A 20,444-nucleotide genomic window follows, 5' to 3' on the forward strand; every position below is an offset into this window, starting at 1 on the left:
TTCCTTAAATGATGTAGTAAATATATCCGATAAAGCAGGCGAGTAACAAACCACCTTCAAAGCGGTTGATACGACGTTTACCAGTAATGCTTAAGCTCATAATAAGTAGCAATAGTGTTGCACCAAGCATAATAAATATATCACGAGCCGCGATATTGGTATCTAATACGGAGGGATTGATGATCCCCGCAATAGACAGTACCGCAAGGATATTAAAAATATTCGAACCAATGATATTACCTAGCGCTAAATCGTCTTCATTTTTTAATACGCCAGCTACACAGGCTGCGAGTTCAGGTAAACTGGTTCCTACCGCGATGATAGTTAACCCAATCAATAAGTCGCTCATCCCAAAGTACTTTGCAATATCAACAGCTGCACCCACCAGATAATCGGCGCTAACGGGGAGCAAAATCATACCAACAACAAGCCAAAAAATAGCTTTTTGTGTGGGGACATTGTCCGGCACCTCTTCACACGCTTCACTAACGAAAGGATCGTCATTGCTGTTGCCGCTGCGTTTGGTAATGATAATTAAGGTAAGGAGAAATGCTGCGAAGCCAATAAGCAGTAATATACCTTCAACAAAACTGAAGTTATTGTCACTGACAATATACCAAGCTCCCAAGGAAACAATGATAAGAAGTGGCATTTCTCGACGTAAAATTCCTGAGCCAACCGAAAGCGGTCGGAGTAAGGCGGTGATCCCAAGGACTAATAATATATTGGCAATGTTAGAACCTACGGCGTTACCAACGGCTGTGTCTGTTTTATCTGCAAGAGCGGCCTGTGCAGCAACCATCATTTCGGGGGCTGAAGAGCCCATGGCGACAATGGTTAAGCCAACAATTAATGTTGGTACACCAAAGTTTCGAGCTAAAGCTGCTGCGCCAAAAACGAAGCGGTCGGCACTCCAAACCAGTGCAATAAAGCCAAGAATGAGAATAACAAACGATAAAACCATGAACCTCTAGCCAATAGGATTAAAATTTCGTTAGATACTACCAAATGCGCCTTGGAAAGTATAAGCAAACCGTCACATTTAACGACTTACAAAATTTTACCAAAACGATTTTCCATCTTGTTTGAAAAAAAAGTATCATACTCCGATGAATATAGTCTTGATCTGGAGAGCGACTTGTCGCAATCAATTGTAGAAATCAAGGATGTAACCTTTTCCAGGGGTGAAAGGATCATCTACAAAAACATGAGCTTTTCCGTACCAGAAGGCAAAATCACCGCAATAATGGGGCCAAGTGGCATAGGTAAAACGACTATGCTGCGATTGATCGGTGGCCAGTTAAAACCTAATAGTGGTGATATTCTTTTTGCTGGAAACAGTATCCCAAGTATGTCCCGTAGTGAATTATATCAAGCAAGAACTCGCATGAGCATGTTGTTTCAAAGCGGTGCGTTGTTCACAGACATGAGTGTCTTTGACAATGTCGCTTTTCCTTTGCGCGAACACACGGAATTGTCAGAAGAGCTCATTCAGTTAGTAGTATTGATGAAGCTGCAAGCAGTAGGACTGCGTGGTGCAAAGGATTTAATGCCAGCAGAGCTTTCTGGCGGCATGGCGAGGCGCGCTGCTCTAGCGCGTGCGATAGCGCTTGACCCCGAACTTATCATGTATGATGAGCCATTCGCTGGGCAAGACCCCATTTCGATGGGGGTGTTGGTACGTTTAATTAAGTCACTAAATGAAGTGTTAGGTCTATCATCCTTAATCGTAACCCATGATGTGACAGAGGTACTGAGTATCGCGGATCATGTTGTCATTATCGCTGAGCAAGGCGTGATAGGTGAAGGGACGCCTGAGCAAATGCTAAAGCATGACTCAGCGCTAGTGCAGCAGTTTTTACAAGGGCTTGCCGATGGCCCTGTACCATTTCACTTCAATGCCCCTGATTATCAACAAGCACTGTTGCAAGGAGAGTAGAGTTGGTCGATTTTCTACAAAAAATAGGTCATAAAACACTAAGTCGCTTTGCTGCTCTTGGTCGTGCAACCAATATGCTATTTGGGGCGTTATTTAGTTTACCTAACTTTCGCAAAGGCACACCGCTATTAATCAAACAACTCTACATGGTAGGTCATCAGTCACTGTTGATTATTATGGTCTCGGGGTTATTTATTGGTATGGTTTTAGCGCTACAAGGCTATACCGTATTAGTAGGATATGGCGCTGAGGATAGCCTTGGGCCGTTGGTGGCGTTGAGTCTACTAAGAGAATTAGGTCCCGTTGTTACGGCGCTGTTATTTGCTGGGCGTGCGGGTAGTGCACTGACTGCTGAAATTGGTTTAATGAAAGCAACTGAGCAATTATCTAGTTTAGAGATGATGGCTATTGACCCATTAAAGCGCGTTATTGCACCACGATTTTGGGCAGGCTTTATCAGTATGCCACTGCTTGCGTTGATATTTTCAGCAATCGCTATCTTAGGTGCACATTTGGTTGGGGTGGATTGGTTAGGAGTCGATTCTGGTAGCTTCTGGTCTATCATGCAATCACAGGTATCGTTCCAAAAAGATATTTTAAACGGTCTTATTAAGAGCTTCGTATTTGCACTATTGGTGACTTGGATCGCGTTGTACAAAGGCTATGACTGTGTCCCTACATCTGAAGGGATAAGTAAGGCGACGACAGAGACAGTAGTACACTCTTCACTGGCTGTACTTGGCTTCGACTTTGTATTAACAGCGGTTATGTTCTCAAGTTAAAAGGTTTTAAAAAATGAATACACGGAAAATTGAAATTTTAGTTGGGCTATTTGTAGCGTTGGGTGTCGCTGCATTTATCATGTTAGCGCTCAAAGTGGCAAACTCAGGCTTGAGTGGTAATGGTGAAACCTACATGCTGCAAGCTAAGTTTGAGAATATCGGTTCACTGAAAACACGTGCACCAATCAAAGTGGGCGGAGTTGTTATTGGCCGTGTTGATGGCATTCAGATACACCCGCAGGAATTTGTACCTGTGGTTTCGATGAGTATCGACAAAAACTATGAATGTCAGTTTTCTGATACTTCATCAGTTTCCATATTAACGTCGGGCATTTTAGGTGAGCAATATCTTGGTATTTCTCCAGTAATTGCCGCTGAGTCAGCTAAGCAAAAGTGTTTAGGTCAAGAAGTGACGAGCGAAGATAGTGTTGATCTTGAGTCTCTCTTCGGGGTGGAAACAAAAGCGCTTAAAGACGGCGATATGATCACAGACACAAAGTCAGCGCTTGTATTAGAAGAGTTGATTGGTCAGTTCCTATTTAATCAAGGGAGCGAGTAAATATGTTAATGAATCTTTATACCAAATGCCTGATTTGGCTAGTTGCCATTATGGTTACGATGTCATTGCAGGCAAAAGAAGTGGACTCAAGCGATCCATATAAAATGGTTGAGCAAGTTGCAGCACAAACTTTTCAGCGTGTAACAAAAGAGCAGAGCATTATCGAAAAGGATAAAGAGCACCTACGTGTTATCGTCGAAGAAGAGCTTTTGCCTTACATCGATTACAAATATGCCGCATATCGCGTTTTGGGATCCTACATTCAAACAGTACGTAACATTGAAGATAAACAGGAAAAAGCAGCTGCAGTTGAGCATATTAAAACCTTTATTGAGGTGTTTAAAAGCTATCTGGTAGCAACGTATGCAGGTGTGTTTACTCAGTATAAAGATCAAAAAGTAGAATTCGGTGAACATCGGCCATTTGATAAAGAAGATATTGCTATTGTAAAAACAAAAATAGTTGAGGCTGGTAAACCGGATATTAAAATTGATTTTAAGGTCAGGCGCGGTAAAGACAATGATTGGCGTGCCTTTGATATGATGGCAGAAGGGATCAGCCTATTAGATGCCAAACAAAGTGAGTTGCATGGTATCTTGCGCCAACAAGGTATTGAACATGTGATCCAGTTGTTGGACAAAAAGAGCAAGCTTCCTGTGCAATTTAGAGGGGATGATGGTGACGCCTAAAATTTCATTCACCGAAAGTAAAGGTGAAATCGTGTTAACTGGTGAACTAACAAGAGCGAGTTTACCAAGCGCACTGAAACAGTCGGCTATCGTTCAATTGCTGAAAAATGCACAATCAACCGTCTATTTTGACCTTTCTAAGGTCTCAAGGGTTGACACCGCGGGCTTAGCTTGGTTAATTCACTCTTTAGGTCAATTAAAGCAGCGCGACATTCGTCTCGAGCTGAGAAATACACCTGAGCAACTGCAAAATTTAATGGAGTTGGGGCAGGTGACAACCCTATTTGAGTGAGTCTAATGGAAACAAATCAAGTCGAAACTTTATTAAAAGATGCGCTATCGCTTGACGAAATTATCGTAAAAGCAAACGGTAGTCACTACGAAGTCATTGCTGTTGGAACGTGTTTTGACGGATTAAGAAGGCTAAAAAGGGAACAGTTAATTTATGGACCACTAATGGATACCATCAAAGATGGGACTATCCATGCGGTGAGCATTCGCGCATTCACGCCTGATGAGTGGCAAAAAGAGCGTAAATTTATTCTTCCACAATAACGGGGTGCCGCAATGGATCAGTTTGTTATCCAAGGTGGCACCACTCTTGCCGGTGAAGTCACTATTTCTGGGGCTAAAAATGCAGCCCTTCCTATCCTATTTGCTGCGCTATTAGGCGAAGGTAAAAGCCGTTTTTCTAATGTACCGCACTTACGTGATATCGGTACGACAGAAGCATTACTAAAGACTCTAGGTGCCGAAGTGGAGTGGGATGGCGACACGCTTGAAATCAACGGCGCGACGGTAAACAATGTGCTTGCTCCTTATGATCTGGTGAAGCAGATGCGCGCATCGGTATTGGCGCTCGGTCCTTTGGTGGCTAGATTTGGTAATGCACAGGTATCGTTACCCGGTGGTTGTGCTATTGGTGCTCGTCCTGTTGATCTACATATTTCAGGCCTAGAGAAAATGGGTGCAACCATCAAAGTTGAGAATGGTTATATTCATGCAACGACAGAAGGGCGATTGCGTGGTGCAGAGATCTTCATGGAAACGGTCAGTGTTGGTGCGACCGAAAACTTGCTGATGGCTGCCACACTTGCTGATGGTAAAACCGTATTAGAAAATGCTGCCAGAGAACCTGAAATCATCAACTTAGCCCAGTGCTTGGTTGCTATGGGAGCAAAAATAAGTGGTGCAGGTTCTAGCCGAATTGAAGTCGAAGGTGTGGAACATCTCAGCGGTTGTGAGCATAAGATCCTTCCTGATCGCATTGAAACGGGGACTTTCCTCGTTGCAGCGGCAATGGCAAAGGGTGAGGTGCTTTGTAAAAACACGGACTATCATAGTCTTGAACCCGTTCTTGAAAAGCTTCGAGCCGCCAATGCTATCGTTGAAGTAAATGACGACAGTATCTATGTGGACATGCGTCAGCGCGCGTTGAAAGCGGTAAATATTAAGACTATGCCACATCCAGGGTTTCCAACAGACATGCAAGCTCAGTTTACTGCACTAAACGTAGTAGCAGAAGGGAGCGCAACAATTACAGAAACCATCTTTGAAAATCGCTTTATGCATGTGCCAGAATTGCAGCGTATGGGAGCGAATATTCGCTTAGAAGGGAATACAGCGATTTGTGGCGATACTGCCTCTTTGTCTGGTGCACAAGTAATGGCAACGGACTTACGTGCATCAGCAAGTTTGATCCTCACAGGGATCGTCGCTACAGGTGAGACCATTGTTGACCGTATCTATCATGTTGATAGAGGGTATCAAAAGATAGAAGATAAATTGAGTCGGTTAGGGGCTAATATAAAGCGCCGTAAAACTTGAACTTAATAGTCTGAGTAAAAGCGTCCATTTGGACGCTTTTTGCTTAATATAACCTGAGTTCAGGTCAATATAGTCCCGTTTCTAGCTCTGCGACTTCAACTGTAATAGTAAGGCGCTGACCTGCTCTTAACACTTCAAACTCGAGCTCTGTGCCTGGGGCTGTGTTACCTATTCGCTTCAACGTTCTTTGTGGGTTAGTGACAGACTCCCCACCGACTTTCACCACAATATCATGCTCTTTCATACCAGCTTGCCAAGCAGGTCCCAATGGATCTAATTCACTGACGGCTAGGCCGATGATTGGTGTGTAAAGGTCGGTGACGCTTTTTCCTGTGCTATCAACAGGTGTACCTCTAAACCCTAGATAACCCCGGATAACTCTACCGTCCATGATGAGTTTATGCATTACATCCATGGCGAGATCATAAGGGATCGCAAAAGATATGCCTTGAATATCAATATTGAGGCGGGTACGAAACTGCGCTGAGGTGATCCCAACAAGTGCGCCGTTTGAGTTGACAACCGCTCCTCCTGAATTACCAACATTGATGGCAGCATCCATTTGCAGCAAACTATTAAACTGGCTCTCTGTAAGCGTTTGTTTGCCGGTCGCACTAATAATCCCTTGTGTAATCGTTTGTCCTATATTGAGCGGGTTACCAATGGCAAGCACGACATCCCCGACCCGCGGTTGATAGCTCGGGTCGATTGGAATAACGGGAAGGTTTTCACCAGGAATTTTTAGTAGCGCTAAATCCGTAATGGTGTCAAAACCAATAAGTTGAGTATCACTGTATTGGCGGCCATCTGGAAGCAATACAATTATCTGATCGGCATTATTCACCACGTGGTAGTTAGTGAGAATATAGCCGTCACGACTCATGATAACACCTGAGCCGAGCTCTCGAACCGTGCTTTGGCGTTGATACCTTGGCTGCGTACTAAACCCCTCAGAAAAAATCGTTACCACAGCAGGAGCTGTTTTTTCAACAGCATCGGCAAAGCTCATATGCTGAGATTTAATACGGGGCGCTTCGAGTGTTGGTAGATTTGCCCTGAGTTCAGGGTTAAACCAAATGATGATGAACGCTATCCCAAGTCCAGCTAGTAGAGGTGGAAAAATGAATTTAATTAATTTGAACACGCGTGTTTATATTTATCGTTATCTAATACTGCTAATAATGACACAAAAAAAAACACAGCGACAAGCTTCGCTGTGTTTCATTTTTTAATATTGGGTCAACGTGTTACTGAATTAGGTAGAATACGGTTTCACGACCGCGTTTGATCCCAAGTACAATATTGCCTCTGATCCCATCAATTAGTTTGGACATCTCTTTGACACTGGTGACACGCTTGCGATTCACTTGCATGATCACATCACCTTCCTCGAGACCGACGCGAGCCGCAGGAGAGCGAGGTTCAACTGAAGTAATTACGACTCCTTCATTACCATCACGCTCGCCACTTTCAAGCACGGCACCACGAAGGTTTGGATGCACATCTTCAGCATTGGCTTGCTCTTCTTGTTTGCCGCCAAGTTCTACGTCAATAAATTTGGTTCTGCCATCTCGATAAACGCCCAGCCTGACTTCTCGGCCTTCACCTAAAGTGGCAACCTTGCTAGCAAGCTCTGCCATGCTTTCGACTTCATCACCATTGAGGCTGACAATTACATCATTGGCTTTTAGTCCTGCTTTATCTGCAGCTGAATCTTCAACAACGCGCATTACGTAAGCACCGCGCTTAACATCAAAGCCTTGTGCTTTAGCAAGACCTGCATCAAGAGTACGACCATGGATCCCTAAAGAGCCGCGACGCACTTCGCCGTATTCAATGATTTGATCGACTAGGCTTTTCATCATATTTGATGGGATAGCAAAGCCAATACCTACGTTCCCACCGGATGCGCCAAGAATAGCGGTATTAATACCAATTAGCTCGCCATTGAGGTTAACAAGCGCTCCCCCAGAGTTACCTTGGTTGATAGCAGCGTCGGTTTGAATAAAGTCTTCATAGCCTTCTATATTCAAGCCACTTCGGCCAAGTGCGCTGATGATACCTGAGGTTACTGTGTGGCTTAAGCCAAATGGATTACCTATTGCTACCGAAAAGTCGCCCACTCTTAATCTGTCTGAGTCCGCCAACTTAACTTCTGTAAGGTCTTCACCATCGATCTGCAACAACGCGATATCAGATTCTGCATCGCTACCAATGAGCTTTGCTTCAAATTCTCTGCCATCTTTTAAAGTTACCAGCATTTCGTCGGCATCATCAATTACATGGTTATTAGTAACCACGTATCCTTTATTTGCGTCAATGATGACACCCGAACCTAATCCACTGAAAGGTCGCTTTTGGCTGCGAGGTTGGGGTTGACCGAAGAAAAAGTCAAATGGGTCAACACGGCGGCGCACCTCTTTTGCACCTTTTACTTGAATACTAACAACACCCGGCGCGACCTTTTCCAACATAGGTGCAAGTGTCGGTAATTGTTGACCATCAACGGCAACAGGAAGTTTGGCCACGCTCTGTTGTGGTATTAACAACAGGCTTGAAGAAAGTAAAGCGGCCGATAACAAAGATAAATTAAATTTCATAGTCGTGAAGTACTCCGCTATTAGCGTTTATATAGTTCGTAAGGGGCTGCTAACTAGCCCCTAGAATCAATAACTTCTTTTAAAGACTATGGGGTCTACAAAAAGTTTCATCAAGAGGCTTTAATTTGCTCACTTTCTTTTTTTTGACCAGAAAATAACCCAGTTTCGCCCTCTGCGTAGTCACTAGGAGGTACTTCAAAGCTCGGATCTTGCTTACGTCGTCTTTCTGGGCGAGCTTGAAGAGAAGCTTGTAATTGCTCAGTAGTTTCCTTTGAGAAAAATGGATCAGCAGGATGAGAAGGGCGTTCTTGCGTTAGTAGCTGATTGGTCTCTTCAACATGAGTTAGCAGTTGTTGGTAACTGTCTTGCATTCTGTTCACTAGCTTTTTAGTGCTAGCTAAGTGGTCAGAAACATCCTGTCGATATTGCTCCAAGTCATGTTTTGCTTGCTGTGCTTGCACTTCTAACTCGTCATGCTTGAATTGTTTCTTAGTGACAAAACCACCAAGAAAAAATGCAGCCACGGCAACAATGATCAGTAATCCAAGCCAAGTAACGGTAGTCATAGGTTTCTCCCTGTATGCCCTAAGGCAAATAAAAATAAAAACTCTGATAGAGTTAAATATACGCTGTGAATGCAGTCGTGTTAATATAACCCACAAACAAATCGTAAAAAATATTTAAGTCGATGACGCCTTGGGAAAAATATCAGCAAGATCTACAACGTGATGATTTTCAATATGACAGTGCACAGGAAAATGCGGTAAGGCATTTACAGCGCTTATACGATGATCTTATCAATCAGCCAGTGGTCAAGCAGAGTTTCTTCTCGCGCCTGTTTGGCAAAGCTGAGCAACCAAAAGTGAAGGGCTTGTACTTTTGGGGAGGCGTTGGGCGAGGCAAAACATACCTTGTCGATACTTTTTATGACGCATTGCCAACAGAGCGTAAAATGCGCGTGCACTTCCACCGTTTTATGCATCGTGTACATAACGAGTTAAAAAAGCTCAAAGATGTTAAAAACCCACTTGAAAGTATCGCTGATACTTTTAAGGCAGAAACCGACATAATCTGTTTCGATGAGTTTTTTGTTCAAGATATAACAGACGCTATGTTGTTAGGTGGTTTGATGGAAGCCTTGTTCGAGCGAGGCATTGTATTGGTTGCGACTTCGAATATCATTCCTGATGAGTTATATCGAAATGGACTGCAACGAGCACGATTCTTACCTGCAATTGCTTTGGTAAAGGCAAACACTGAAGTCGTTAACGTAGATTCTGGTATTGATTATCGATTGCGCACTTTGGAGCAAGCTGAAATATTCCACAGCCCGTTAGATGCGCAAGCAGATAAAAATTTATTTGAGTATTTCAGTAAATTATCACCTGAGCCGGGCCAAGAAAACCAAGCGATAGAAATTGAAGGGCGAATGATCCAAACTCGTATGGTCTCAGATTGTATCGTGATGTTTGACTTTTCGGCACTCTGCGAAACGGCGCGCTCCCAAGTTGACTATATGGAAATCAGCCGCTTATACAACACAGTGATTTTGTCTAATGTGAAGCAAATGGGGCAGCAAAACGATGATGCAGCGCGGCGTTTTATTGCTTTAGTCGATGAGTTTTATGAGCGCAATGTGACGCTTATCATCTCTGCTGCTGCACCGATCACAGAGTTATACAGCGAGGGTACACTCACATTTGAATTCAAACGCTGTGTTAGTCGATTGCAAGAGATGCAGTCGCATGAGTACCTTGCGAGAGAACACTTAGCTTAAGGTGTGCATTTTTTTATGTTGCAGCGCTGTGTGGGGTGTCAGTTGAAAGGCACTGTAAACGCAGCTTGCAGCATACCCGCAACGTCGCACTGACGGATTTTTCGTCTTTTTGATTTTTTTCAAAATTCTTGAGATTTTCTTGTAGAAAAAAACATCAAGCGCTGGTTTTCACCCAGAAGGCTTGCTATAATCCGCGGCCTGCCACGTTGCGTTCTATTGCCCTCGTCGGCTTAGCCACTGACTTGAGCGGCAAAAAAGTCTTCAACTCGAAGGGGTTAAAGCAAATACAAGTAGAGCGGTAGTCCAAGGACTGCCTGTGGTTTTAAAATTGAAAACTTTGGATTTTTATAATGAAAACGTTTGTTGCTAAACCAGAAACTGTAAAACGTGACTGGTACGTAGTTGACGCTGAAGGTAAAACTTTAGGTCGCATCGCTACTGAAATCGCTCGTCGCCTTCGCGGTAAGCATAAAGCTGAGTACACTCCACATGTTGATACTGGTGACTACATCATCGTAATCAACGCTGAGAAAGTTACTGTAACTGGTAACAAAACTCAGGACAAAATGTACTATGCTCACTCTGGTTACCCAGGTGGCCTTAAGTCTATCAACTTTGAGAAACTTCAAGCTAAAAAGCCTGAAATGATCATCGAGAAAGCGGTTAAAGGCATGTTACCTCGCGGTCCTCTAGGTCGTGAAATGTTCCGTAAACTTAAAGTTTACGCTGGTAACGAGCACAACCACGCTGCACAGCAGCCTCAGGTTCTAGACATTTAAGGAGCACTATCATGGCAAATCAATACTACGGTACAGGTCGTCGTAAAAGTTCAAGTGCTCGCGTATTCCTACGCCCAGGCACTGGCAACATCGTAATCAATAAGCGCTCTTTAGAAGAGTTCTTCGGTCGTGAAACTTCTCGCATGGTTGTTCGTCAGCCTCTAGAGTTAGTTGAAATGACAGAAAAGTTTGACTTATACATCACTGTTGCAGGTGGTGGTACAACTGGTCAAGCGGGTGCTATCCGTCACGGTATCACACGTGCACTAATGGAGTTTGACGAGTCTCTACGTCCAACTCTACGTAAAGCTGGCTTTGTTACTCGTGATGCTCGTAAAGTTGAGCGTAAGAAAGTTGGTCTTAAGAAAGCACGTAAGAAGACACAGTTCTCAAAGCGTTAATTTATTACGTTTCAAGAATTCAAAAACCCAGCTTATGCTGGGTTTTTTGTTTTCTATGCTCTCAATACTCACATCAAAGTGAGCACTGTTACAAAATTCCGCTTAATTTTGCCTAAAAATATCGTGTCAGATTAAAAAAGTTCAATAAATATAATAATTAGTGCAAATCGAACGGTAACTTGACGGTTTTTTTTGCTACAATTGGCGGAGCAAGTAGAAAGACCTGAGATCCAGTCATGCGATTTGGTGCGTATCCTTAGTCGGGGGTTGATCTTAGTCAGTATATTGTTGTGTCAGATGCGATATTATAAATACGCGGTTCCATGCTCGAAGTAATCATAGATGACTTTCTTCCGGTTTATTCGGGCATGGATCTGGAATAACCTTGTTTTAATCAAGGTATTTATTTATGATCGCGTCTATTTTGTAATTTCTTAAATTAACCTGCTGTAACTGATGTTCTCAATATAGCAAGTGTTGGGAATCAAGTGGAGATAAGTGGATGAGCAATGCGCCTGTAGACAACAGCCGACGTCGCTTTTTAACTATCGCTACCTCTGTTGTAGGTGGCGTTGGTGCGGTTGGAGCTGCTGTTCCTTTTATTGCGTCCTGGAATCCAAGTGAGCGAGCTAAATCTGCAGGTGCGCCTGTAGAAGTAGATATCAGCAAGCTTGAGTCTGGACAACTTATTCGTGTTGAGTGGCGAGGCAAACCAGTTTGGATTGTTAATCGTACACCAAAAATGCTAGAACAAATGAAGCAACACGAAGGTAATCTTCGTGATCCTAACTCAGAAGAGCCACAACAGTTGGCATCAGCTCAGAACGGGTATCGTTCTAAGCGACCTGAAATCTTCGTTGCGGTTGGGATTTGTACTCACTTGGGATGTTCACCAACCTTCTTAAATGGTAGTTTTGGTGAGTTAGTTGAAGGTACTGATAGTGGCTTCTTCTGTCCATGTCATGGTTCAAGATTTGATATGGCAGGGCGCGTATTCCAAAACGTACCTGCACCTCTAAACTTAGAAATCCCTCCGTATACCTTTATTGACGACACTACCATTTTGGTAGGTGAAGAAGAAGGGGTTGCATAATGTCTGGTCAAGTAGATAAAGCTGCAAATACGGGTGTTGTTGGTAAAGTTGTGGATTGGATTGACGATCGTATTCCTATGACTCGCGTCTGGAATATGCACATCGCACAGTACCCAGCACCAAAAAACTTTAACTTTTGGTACTTATTTGGCTCGCTTGCCATTCTAGTACTAGTAAACCAGATTGTTACTGGTATCTGGCTAACCATGAGCTACGTACCTTCAGCCGAAGGTGCGTTCGCGTCTGTTGAATACATCATGCGTGATGTTGAATACGGTTGGTTATTGCGTTACTTACATTCTACCGGTGCATCCGCTTTCTTTGTGGTGGTTTATCTCCACATGTTCCGAGGCATGATTTACGGTTCCTACCAAAAACCACGTGAACTACTGTGGTTGTTTGGTATGTTTATTTTCCTTGCACTAATGGCTGAAGCTTTCATGGGTTACTTATTACCATGGGGTCAGATGTCATTCTGGGGTGCTCAGGTAATTATTTCACTATTCGGTGCTATCCCAGTAATTGGTGAAGATTTAACACAGTGGATCCGTGGTGACTACGTAATTTCAGGTGCGACACTAAACCGTTTCTTTGCATTACATGTAATCGCACTTCCTCTGGTATTGGTTATCTTAGTATTCTTGCATATCGTAGCATTGCATGAAGTTGGCTCTAACAACCCTGATGGCGTTGAGATCAAGCGCAAGAAAGGTTCAGTAGCTGAAGAAGACAAGCCTAAGTTCAAGTTCCACGAGTACTACACAAGTAAGAAAGATATTGTGGATGCAATTCCGTTCCACCCTTACTACACAGTAAAAGATGTGCTGGGTGTTGCTGGTTTCTTAATTTTGTTCTGTGCTGTTGTATTCTTTGCTCCAGAGATGAAAGGTTTCTTCCTTGAAGCGCCAAACTTTGAAGCTGCGAACCCGCTTAAGACACCTGAGCATATTTTCCCAGTATGGTACTTCACACCATTCTATGCGATTCTACGTGCAATTCCTGATAAATTATTAGGGGTAGCGGCGATGGGTGCATCGATCGTAGTGTTAGCGTTGCTACCGTGGATTGACCGTGGTTCAGTTCGCTCAATTCGCTACCGCTGTGGTTTCCATAAAGTGAACATCGCACAGTTTGTTGTTACCTTCTTAATCCTAGGTTGGGCAGGTGCAACACCGCAGACAACGTTCTCGACAATTTTGTCGCAGATCTGTACTGTGACGTATTTCATGTTCTTCGTTTTACTATTCGTGTACTCGAAGAATGAAACAACGAAGCCACTACCAACGAGGTTGACGAAATGATGAAAAAGCTAGTAATCGGTTTATTCGCATTGTTGCCAACACTATCGATGGCAGCTGGCCCGTCAGTACCGCTGATGGAAGCAAATAATGATTTAACTGATAACGCATCTTTGCAGCGTGGCGCTAAGCTATTTATGAACTACTGCTTAGGCTGTCACCAAATGCAGTATCAGCGTTATGAGCGTACTTTCAGAGATATTGGTATTCCAACCGAAATTGGTAAAGAAACCCTTATCTTTGATGGTTCAAAAGTGGGTAGCCACATATTGAACGCAATGGATCAGGATGACGCCGCTAAGTGGTTTGGTGCTCCTCCTCCAGACTTAACGCTTATCTCTCGCGTTAAGTCACCGGACTATATCTATACTTACTTGAAGTCATTCTACAAAGATGATTCTCGCCCATTTGGCGTAAACAATGTTGTTTTCCCACTGGTGGGGATGCCTCACGTATTACAAGAGTTACAGGGTTTACCAACTCCTATCACTGAAGAAGTGGAAGAAAATGGTCAGACAGTAACTAAAGTGGTTGGCGTAGAGACTGATGGTACTGGTGAGATGAGTGTTGATGAATACGATCAAGCAGCTCGAGATATTACAAACTTCTTAGCGTATGTTGGTGAGCCATCTCGCCTACAGTCAGAAGCGCTAGGTATCAAAGTAATTGGCTTCTTGGTTATCTTCTTCATTTTGGCATTCTTCTTGAAGAAAGAATACTGGAGAGATGTTCATTAATTTGAATATTCAAAGGTAGTTTTTGCAATAGGGGCGTTCGCCCCTTTTGCTGTTTAAAGTGATTTAATTACTTTTAGTTTTTTAATGGAGGTAGGCATGGCCGTTGCTGCCAATAAGCGCCCTGTAATGACACTTTTTTCTGGGTCAAACTGTATGTACAGTCACCAAGTACGTATCGTACTTGCTGAGAAAGGTGTAAGTGTTGATATTCATCAGGCTGAAAAGGACAACTTACCGGAAGCGTTACATGAGATTAATCCGTATGGTACTGTACCTACGTTAATCGATCGTGAGCTTGGTTTGTATCAAGCAAATATCATTATGGAATATCTAGATGAGCGCTTCCCGCACCCTCCGCTGATGCCTGTATATCCGGTAATGCGTGGTCGTAGTCGTCTAATGATGCATCGTATTGAAACTGATTGGTACTCACTAGCTGAAAAGATTAGTGACGGTGGTGACGATGCTGCTCAAGCTCGCAAAGAGTTAACTGAAGCTTTGCTCGCTGTTGCGGCTATCTTCACTGAAGCGCCTTACTTTATGAGTGAAGAATTTAGTCTTGTAGATTGCTACTTAGCACCACTGTTATGGCGTTTACCACAACTTGGTATTGAACTAAATGGCGCTGGAAGCAAAGAGCTTAAAGAGTACATGTTACGTTTATTCGAGCGTGATTCATTCCAAGCATCACTAACGGATGCTGAGCGTGAGATAAGATCGTAATGACGTCTAATCGTCCTTACTTGCTCCGCGCTTTTTACGAGTGGATAGTAGATAACGAATGTACGCCACATTTAGTGGTCAATGCAGACTATCCCTCGGTACAGGTTCCTGCACAATTTGTTCAAGAGGGGCAAATTGTGTTGAATGTGAATCCGTCGGCGGTAACGAACTTTTCCATGGATAACCATGCAATCAGCTTTAATGCGCGCTTTAGCGGACAGCCTATGCAGGTGTATGTGCCTAATGGTGCTGTATTGGCTATCTATGCACGGGAAAATGGTGAAGGCACCGTATTCACGCCTGAAGAAGAAGTCTTTGAAGATGAAGCGTTAGAGTTGGTAGAAGAGACTGAAGTCTCACCAGAGCTTGACGCTAAACCTGAGCCAGAAAAGAAGAAAGGCTCGCATCTTAGAGTAATAAAATAAAAAAACCTGCGAATGCAGGTTTTTTTATGTCAGCATTTTATGCTCTTTACCATGTGGTTATTGGTCACTCTTTCAAGTAGAGCAAGTATTAAGACTAATCAGTTTTGGGGATAACAAGGCAAATTTACGTACCAATAGCGAGCTATTGGAAGCGAATTCAACGCAGTTAGCGCTAAAATTAACTGCTAGAAAGGCATTAATTATCCGAAGCTCAGGTTAAATATATTCAAAGGCCTTAACCACTCGTTTGACGCCATTAATGTGGCGAGCTATCTCAACAGCTGAGTTGGCTTCTTGCTTTGATACTAAACCCATCAAAAATACTTCTGAGTTTTCAGTAACCACCTTAATATTTGCACCATTGACCTCATCAGCCGCCAATAGTTTGGTTTTTACCTTAGAAGTTAGCCAAGTGTCATGGGTTTTTGTGGTGATGCCTATATTGGTGCTTATTCTAAGCTGGTTATGGACTTGCTTGACCCCCGCGATATTGTGTAATGCACGTTCGGCTTCAGTTTTCATTTCTTGATTGGCTACTTGACCAATCATCAGTACAACACCATTGACACTAACGAGTGTGATATTGGCATGATCGGCAAGACGTTTAACCTCTTTAATCGCCAATGTGCCTTTAATCTCGATATTATTGTCGTCAATTTGCGCACCAATCGTGCGTCTGTCATTGGCAGCGGATACTGCGCCAGCAGTACCTGCTACCACAGCAGCGGCACAGCCCTGCAAGAGTAATACCGCGGCAAGTAAGGAAGCTATTCTCATCATCATACTTCATCCTGAGGGAATAAAATGGCATCAATTAATTCACTGAGACAGTGAGTATTAAATAGTTGTGACTCAATGATCCGGCTAGGTCGCTTACTGGGGATCCGGATTTCTACATCCTGAGGGCCAAGTAGGCCTGTTAATTCTCCGCCGTCATCCCCGACTAATGCTATCACTTTCATATCTCGAGTTAATGCGGCTTCAACCGCGCCAATTACTGCCTTTTCTTGTCCATTAATGGCATATGCGACAAGTAAGTCACCTGGTTGTGCAAAAGCACGTACTTGTTTGGCAAAGCGCTCTCGCGCTTTGCCATTTTCGGGTGTTGCTAAGTTATACTGTTCATTGGTCAGTGCGAGTGCTGGTAGGCAAGGGCGCTCTGTTTCATAAAAGTTACTAAGTATTGTTGCTAAATGATGCGCTAGCATATGATTGCTTGGCGCGCCGCAGCAGATTATCTTATTGCCATTAATAAGGCTTTGCGCCATTGTCATTGCTGCCATCTCCAGGGCCTTAGGTAGCACTTCCCCAGCGGCAATCTGCGCTTGAATTGATTCTGTAAATATAGACTTAATAGATTCTTGCATGCTAAAAAATATTCTTAATCCAGTTTATTTCAGAAGGAGCTACCCCTTGAATTGCAACAAAGTCGACTCTCAGCTGTGTGTTATGCAAATTGTGTTGTGCCAAGTAATTATAAATACTACGCTTTAATCTTTGAAGCTTAGTTTTGGAAAGTGCATTAATTGCACCGCCAAAATTTTTACTGTCACGGTATTTAACTTCGACGAACACCAACACTTGCGCTTCTCTCATAATGAGGTCAATTTCACCATACTTGCAATGAAAGTTTCTCGTTACAGGTGTTAGTCCCTGCTTTACCAAGTATTGTTCCGCAATTAACTCAAAGTGTTCACCTTTATTCCGTGTGTTATTAAATAGTCCCTTAAACATACAAAATCCTATCTTATTAGTGAGGTGCTCTGTGCTTCCTCTTTTTGCATAAACAATGGCAGTGGGGGTTGCTCATCCAAGCTAACTAAACGGATCTGCTTGTTGCGATATTGTGCCCAGCTGAGGCTGCGTACAATGTCGGCATTATCACGGATGCTGAGCTGCCCGGTCAGGCCCTCAAAGCTTTTCCCCGATAACCAAGCAAGTTGGCGCAGCTCTGATATAAGGTTAGTCGCATCATATGCCATGGCAAATAGGCGTTGCTCCAAGTCAGCTTGCTCAGGCCAAAGCGCTTGGTATGTCTCCCTAATGGCGTTTCTTTCTATCGCTCCTGGTAGCATCCAAGGCTGTTCAGTAAAATAAAGCCCTTCTAAATCCCCTTTATCAGTTACATCAATTTGTTTACTGTAACTACGTGAACTTGCGTACAGAGGAATTTTATTGGCAAAAGTACTTACATTCACATCTAAATAAGGCTTAAGTAGGCGCGTTTCCATCGCATCGCCTAGGATATAAACCACATCTATATCGCGTCGTGAGCGAGTTTCACTTTTTACTTCCTTGCGAAAGAGGTTTTTGATTACGTTGGTACGGGCTTTTGAGGCATCGACTTCAAGTAGGTCGGTGATCACCTCAGCCATGTTTTCGCTGTTCGTGTAATAGCCAATCTCAGGTGCAGTTTCAGAATAGTGCTTCCAACCCTCAACAAAATGCTCAATTAAACGCTTGCCCGATGCACTAGCTGGTGCCAGTAGCATTGGCTTTTTGTATGCCTTAGCTAAAAAGTGCTTCATCGCTTGCTCGACTTCATGCTCAGGATTTAGCGCAAAAAAGTACTGCTCATTAGTGCGTGGGGTAACGCTCTCTCGAGCGTTCAAAAAGAGTGTTGGGTAGAGAGAGAAATCAGGATTATCAACCAGTTTTTCGACGTTAGATTTCAGCAACGGACCTATAACGAAGTCCGCATTCGCTTTGGCCAGTTGTGCCAGAATATCTTGCTCTGACGACATTTCATCAATAAAAAAAACTTCTTCAATGGTGCTACTATCCGTTGCTGCTAAAAAACCATTTTTAAGCGCGGTACCAAGGCGCTCGCTTGCTCCTGATTGTGGAATGAGTACCGCAAGCTTTCTTACATCGTAAGGCTCTAGTGCAACTGCACCCTGTAGATCTTTTGGTAGCAAGGCTGCGGCTGGATGGTTAGCAAAGCGACGGCGCCAGTTATTCATAGCCTGGTCTAATTCAATGCTAGAGCCGAGATAAATTTGCTGATATTTAGCCAATGTGACCCAGCCACGTTGCAATACGCTTCCAGAATCAAAGCGCTCTAGTGCATAACTAGATAGTTGTTGCAGGGCTCGCCAAATCTCATTGTCTAGCCCTGCGACATTAAGGTTGTTTTGTTGAGCAATGTCTGCCGCTTTGAAAAATTCAACGAGCGCTTTTTTAGGAAGTTGTTGTGAAGCATAAATGCTACCGAGTAGATATTCATACCATGCTTGGTGTTCAGGTGTATTTAACCTTCCTTCTAATGTATGCAATATAGCCAAGGCGCTTTCATATTGCTTCAGCTCTTTACGAGCATAGGCTACATATAATTTATTTTGTACGTGATCGACACTGGCCTTGCTTCCCATTGCCAAGCTTATCTGCTCTAGCATGAGCCAGTTTTTTTCTTCAATCGCAGCGTCTCTGGCTACGTACAGTAGCTGAATTTTTGTGATGCCAGATTTACTTTTTGCTTTGGCAAAGAGTGAGGCAGCACTATCATCTGTCTGATTGATGGTGGTTGCTGTTTCGCTTTGTTGAGGCAATTTGGTGACATTTGTGCTTGTACTGCAGGCGGATAACCCCGACAATATGGCAACTAAAAGCGCTATCTTTTTAAACTGCACTGGCAAACCTTCTATTTCACGACTAAGTGGACATCTTACTGACTGACATTGGAGAGCTCAATGGCTAATCTTCACAACGAAAATAAAATCGGCACCCTCTATATTGTTGCAACACCAATAGGTAATTTAGAGGACATCAGTGAACGTGCACTGAAAGTATTAAGTCAAGTTGATTTAATCGCTGCTGAAGATACTCGTCATACGGGTAAATTATTAAGCCACTTTAGTATTAAAGCAAAAACTTTTGCCCTACATGATCATAATGAAAAGCAAAAAGCGCAGCAAATTTTGGATTGGCTTAATGAAGGCAAGGATATTGCGCTGGTTTCAGATGCAGGCACACCACTTATCAGCGATCCTGGCTATGCGGTGGTTAATTTATGTCGTGATGCGGGGGCAAGTGTCACCCCTGTTCCTGGGGCATGTGCAGCTATTGCTGCGGTGAGTTGCTCTGGGCTCGCAACCGATAAATTTCAATTCGTCGGCTTTACTCCAGCAAAGAGCCAAGCGCGTCAGCAGTTTTTTAAAGAAGTTGTGACGTCAGGGATCACCAGCATCATGTATGAAAGCACCCATAGGATTATGGCCAGCCTCGAAGATATGAAAGCAGCCCTTGGCGAAACACAAAAGGTAGTATTTGCAAAAGAATTAACAAAAACGTATGAAACTTTTTTTAGTGGTACGGTAACAGAGCTCATCACTTTTTTGCATGACACACCAGAAAAGCAAAAAGGTGAGCTGGTATTGATGCTACCTGGTGAGGAGCGCGATGAGCAAGCTCTGACTCCAGAGGCAAGTAAGTTGATTGCGTTACTTGAGTCCGAAATGCCACTTAAAAAAGCATGTGGGGTTGCGGCTGAATACCTAGGACTGAAAAAGAATGCGTTATATAAAGCTTGGCTGGAAACTCGAGCGTAATAAGCAGCTGCTTTGAACAATATTGGATCGAGAGAAACTTTATTGTTCAAAGCTTGAGTTATCTACTTTATAGAGACGGAATAACAACAACGTAACTTGTACTAGCTCAGACTTGATCTGACAGTTACCCGTTTTTCAATAGGTGGCTGTCAGTTTAGATTTGAGCTAAATTTTTCTCAGCCCAAATTGATTTTCCATCAAGCAATGTTTCAAATGGCGTTCTGCCACAGCACATTTTTCCCTGATGAGTTCGCTTATTATTGTAATA

General features: G+C 43.3%; 24 protein-coding genes and 1 pseudogene. 16 read left to right on the top strand and 9 right to left on the bottom strand.

Annotated elements, in window-relative coordinates; all coding sequences use genetic code 11:
• Positions 1-4: 4 nt before the first annotated feature.
• Positions 5-964 carry a calcium/sodium antiporter gene (locus tag F9Y84_RS18395; RefSeq protein WP_125251172.1) on the bottom strand — a complete coding sequence of 320 codons (960 nt, stop codon included), beginning with the start codon at positions 962-964 and terminating at the stop codon, positions 5-7.
• A 174-nt stretch (positions 965-1,138) separates the two neighbouring features.
• Between F9Y84_RS18395 and F9Y84_RS18400 the strand changes: the two genes are divergently transcribed.
• Genes F9Y84_RS18400 through murA form a run of 7 tightly spaced genes read left to right on the top strand, consistent with a single transcriptional unit; the run spans position 1,139 to position 5,796 of the window.
• Positions 1,139-1,939: an ATP-binding cassette domain-containing protein gene (locus F9Y84_RS18400; protein WP_176033140.1), complete on the top strand. Its 801-nt coding sequence runs from the start codon at positions 1,139-1,141 to the stop codon at positions 1,937-1,939.
• Between the two features lie 2 nt (positions 1,940-1,941).
• Complete coding sequence (gene mlaE / locus F9Y84_RS18405; RefSeq protein WP_128730851.1) at positions 1,942-2,721, top strand: lipid asymmetry maintenance ABC transporter permease subunit MlaE; 780 nt, start codon at positions 1,942-1,944, stop codon at positions 2,719-2,721.
• 13 nt (positions 2,722-2,734) lie between these two features.
• Positions 2,735-3,280, top strand: coding sequence for an outer membrane lipid asymmetry maintenance protein MlaD (mlaD, locus tag F9Y84_RS18410; protein ID WP_125251169.1), 546 nt, complete (start codon positions 2,735-2,737; stop codon positions 3,278-3,280).
• Positions 3,281-3,282: 2 nt separating this feature from the next.
• Positions 3,283-3,969, top strand: coding sequence for an MlaC/ttg2D family ABC transporter substrate-binding protein (locus F9Y84_RS18415; protein WP_125251168.1), 687 nt, complete (start codon positions 3,283-3,285; stop codon positions 3,967-3,969).
• Positions 3,956-4,261 (top strand): STAS domain-containing protein, encoded by a 306-nt coding sequence (locus F9Y84_RS18420; RefSeq protein WP_125251212.1) that lies wholly within the window; start codon positions 3,956-3,958, stop codon positions 4,259-4,261. Before F9Y84_RS18415 ends, F9Y84_RS18420 begins: the two co-directional genes overlap by 14 nt.
• 5 nt (positions 4,262-4,266) lie before the next feature.
• Positions 4,267-4,524 (top strand): BolA family protein, encoded by a 258-nt coding sequence (locus tag F9Y84_RS18425; RefSeq protein WP_099643171.1) that lies wholly within the window; start codon positions 4,267-4,269, stop codon positions 4,522-4,524.
• Positions 4,525-4,536: 12 nt separating this feature from the next.
• Complete coding sequence (gene murA / locus F9Y84_RS18430; protein ID WP_125251167.1) at positions 4,537-5,796, top strand: UDP-N-acetylglucosamine 1-carboxyvinyltransferase; 1,260 nt, start codon at positions 4,537-4,539, stop codon at positions 5,794-5,796.
• Positions 5,797-5,860: 64 nt separating this feature from the next.
• On the opposite strand, the gene F9Y84_RS18435 is transcribed toward murA, so the two are convergent.
• From F9Y84_RS18435 to F9Y84_RS18445, 3 genes are all read right to left on the bottom strand, one after another.
• A complete protein-coding gene (locus tag F9Y84_RS18435; RefSeq protein WP_125251166.1) occupies positions 5,861-6,940 on the bottom strand; it encodes a trypsin-like peptidase domain-containing protein in 1,080 nt (359 codons plus the stop codon).
• Positions 6,941-7,043: 103 nt separating this feature from the next.
• Positions 7,044-8,396: a DegQ family serine endoprotease gene (locus F9Y84_RS18440; protein WP_147389370.1), complete on the bottom strand. Its 1,353-nt coding sequence runs from the start codon at positions 8,394-8,396 to the stop codon at positions 7,044-7,046.
• A 110-nt stretch (positions 8,397-8,506) separates the two neighbouring features.
• Positions 8,507-8,962: a Z-ring associated ZapG family protein gene (locus F9Y84_RS18445; RefSeq protein ID WP_125251164.1), complete on the bottom strand. Its 456-nt coding sequence runs from the start codon at positions 8,960-8,962 to the stop codon at positions 8,507-8,509.
• A gap of 122 nt (positions 8,963-9,084) precedes the next feature.
• Between F9Y84_RS18445 and zapE the strand changes: the two genes are divergently transcribed.
• From zapE to F9Y84_RS18485, 8 genes are all read left to right on the top strand, one after another.
• Positions 9,085-10,173 (top strand): cell division protein ZapE, encoded by a 1,089-nt coding sequence (zapE, locus tag F9Y84_RS18450; RefSeq protein WP_147389371.1) that lies wholly within the window; start codon positions 9,085-9,087, stop codon positions 10,171-10,173.
• 350 nt (positions 10,174-10,523) lie between these two features.
• Complete coding sequence (gene rplM, locus F9Y84_RS18455) at positions 10,524-10,952, top strand: 50S ribosomal protein L13 (protein ID WP_010376694.1); 429 nt, start codon at positions 10,524-10,526, stop codon at positions 10,950-10,952.
• An 8-nt stretch (positions 10,953-10,960) separates the two neighbouring features.
• Entirely contained in the window at positions 10,961-11,353 is a 393-nt protein-coding gene (gene rpsI, locus F9Y84_RS18460; protein WP_161568695.1) for a 30S ribosomal protein S9, read from the top strand.
• 502 nt (positions 11,354-11,855) lie between these two features.
• Positions 11,856-12,446, top strand: a complete 591-nt coding sequence (gene petA, locus F9Y84_RS18465) for a ubiquinol-cytochrome c reductase iron-sulfur subunit (protein WP_125251162.1) — start codon at positions 11,856-11,858, stop codon at positions 12,444-12,446.
• Positions 12,446-13,747, top strand: coding sequence for a cytochrome b (locus F9Y84_RS18470; protein ID WP_125251161.1), 1,302 nt, complete (start codon positions 12,446-12,448; stop codon positions 13,745-13,747). The genes petA and F9Y84_RS18470 overlap by 1 nt, the downstream gene beginning before the upstream one ends.
• Positions 13,744-14,481: a cytochrome c1 gene (locus tag F9Y84_RS18475; RefSeq protein WP_125251160.1), complete on the top strand. Its 738-nt coding sequence runs from the start codon at positions 13,744-13,746 to the stop codon at positions 14,479-14,481. Before F9Y84_RS18470 ends, F9Y84_RS18475 begins: the two co-directional genes overlap by 4 nt.
• A 96-nt stretch (positions 14,482-14,577) precedes the next feature.
• On the top strand, positions 14,578-15,204 hold the full coding sequence (sspA, locus tag F9Y84_RS18480) for a stringent starvation protein SspA (RefSeq protein ID WP_125251159.1): 627 nt from the start codon (positions 14,578-14,580) through the stop codon (positions 15,202-15,204).
• On the top strand, positions 15,204-15,629 hold the full coding sequence (locus F9Y84_RS18485; RefSeq protein WP_125251158.1) for a ClpXP protease specificity-enhancing factor: 426 nt from the start codon (positions 15,204-15,206) through the stop codon (positions 15,627-15,629). The genes sspA and F9Y84_RS18485 overlap by 1 nt, the downstream gene beginning before the upstream one ends.
• Positions 15,630-15,845: 216 nt before the next feature.
• Here F9Y84_RS18485 and dolP read toward each other — a convergent pair whose 3' ends face one another.
• From dolP to F9Y84_RS18505, 4 genes are read right to left on the bottom strand one after another with little or no spacing between them, the layout of a single operon-like run.
• Positions 15,846-16,412 carry a division/outer membrane stress-associated lipid-binding lipoprotein gene (dolP, locus tag F9Y84_RS18490; protein ID WP_125251157.1) on the bottom strand — a complete coding sequence of 189 codons (567 nt, stop codon included), beginning with the start codon at positions 16,410-16,412 and terminating at the stop codon, positions 15,846-15,848.
• Complete coding sequence (locus tag F9Y84_RS18495; RefSeq protein WP_128731595.1) at positions 16,409-16,996, bottom strand: SIS domain-containing protein; 588 nt, start codon at positions 16,994-16,996, stop codon at positions 16,409-16,411. Before F9Y84_RS18495 ends, dolP begins: the two co-directional genes overlap by 4 nt.
• Position 16,997: 1 nt before the next feature.
• A complete protein-coding gene (locus F9Y84_RS18500) occupies positions 16,998-17,363 on the bottom strand; it encodes a YraN family protein (protein ID WP_125251155.1) in 366 nt (121 codons plus the stop codon).
• A gap of 8 nt (positions 17,364-17,371) precedes the next feature.
• A complete protein-coding gene (locus F9Y84_RS18505) occupies positions 17,372-19,258 on the bottom strand; it encodes a penicillin-binding protein activator (protein ID WP_147389372.1) in 1,887 nt (628 codons plus the stop codon).
• A 60-nt stretch (positions 19,259-19,318) separates the two neighbouring features.
• Between F9Y84_RS18505 and rsmI the strand changes: the two genes are divergently transcribed.
• A complete protein-coding gene (gene rsmI / locus F9Y84_RS18510; protein WP_147389373.1) occupies positions 19,319-20,176 on the top strand; it encodes a 16S rRNA (cytidine(1402)-2'-O)-methyltransferase in 858 nt (285 codons plus the stop codon).
• A 154-nt stretch (positions 20,177-20,330) separates the two neighbouring features.
• Here the strand turns inward: rsmI and F9Y84_RS18515 are convergent.
• Positions 20,331-20,444 (bottom strand): annotated as a pseudogene (locus tag F9Y84_RS18515) (IS481 family transposase); the annotation flags it as partial.

Origin of the sequence: Pseudoalteromonas peptidolytica (assembly GCF_012641745.1) — a bacterium.
Classification (GTDB): domain Bacteria; phylum Pseudomonadota; class Gammaproteobacteria; order Enterobacterales; family Alteromonadaceae; genus Pseudoalteromonas; species Pseudoalteromonas peptidolytica.